This window comes from Oleiphilus sp. HI0125 (genome assembly GCF_001635355.1).
In genome coordinates this window covers 1-760 of the sequence record NZ_LWGF01000924.1, presented here as the reverse complement: position 1 = coordinate 760, position 760 = coordinate 1, and the positions used below count along the sequence as shown (strand labels likewise).

Genomic DNA, 760 nt, shown 5'->3' with positions numbered 1-760 from the left:
AGACAAAATTGAGTGAACATAAACTCGATCTTGTCGACGCGATGGTTATCGCAGCGGATGATACAGCCGATGATGAAACAGTTGCCGAATATGAGCGCAGCGCATGCCCAACATGTGGTTCATGCTCTGGAATGTTTACCGCAAATTCAATGAACTGTTTAACTGAAGCGATTGGTCTTTCGCTTCCTGGTAACGGCACGACACTCGCGACGCATGCCGACCGTGAGAAATTGTTCTTAAAAGCAGCAGATTTGATCGTTGATATTACGCGCCGTTACTACGAACAAGACGACGAATCTGTCTTGCCTCGATCAATTGCCAACACTAAAGCGTTTGAAAACGCTGTAGCACTTGATGTTGCCATGGGCGGATCAACAAACACTATTCTTCACCTCCTCGCTGCGGCACAAGAAGCAGAGTTGGATTTCTCAATGAAGAACATCGACGAACTAAGTCGCAAGATTCCTCAGCTATGTAAAGTCGCACCAAACTCTCCAAAGTATCATATTGAAGATGTTCACCGCGCAGGCGGCATCATGGCTATCTTGGGCGAACTCGATCGTGCTGGCATTCTGCATACAGATACGCCAACCGTTCACTCAGCAACAATGAAAGAAGCGCTAGCCGAGTGGGACATCATGCAAAACNACTCACCTGAATTGGCAGAGTTCTTTAAAGCAGGTCCAGCGGGCATTCCAACACAGACCGCGTTTAGCCAAGCGACAAGATGGCCAAGCCTAGATGGTGACCGTAAAGATGG

1 protein-coding gene is annotated in these 760 nt (G+C 48.0%); it reads left to right on the top strand.

What is annotated here, in order from left to right; genetic code table 11:
* Nucleotides 1-760 (top strand): dihydroxy-acid dehydratase (locus A3762_RS16040; protein WP_197469307.1); only part of this gene is annotated, 760 nt, incomplete at both ends.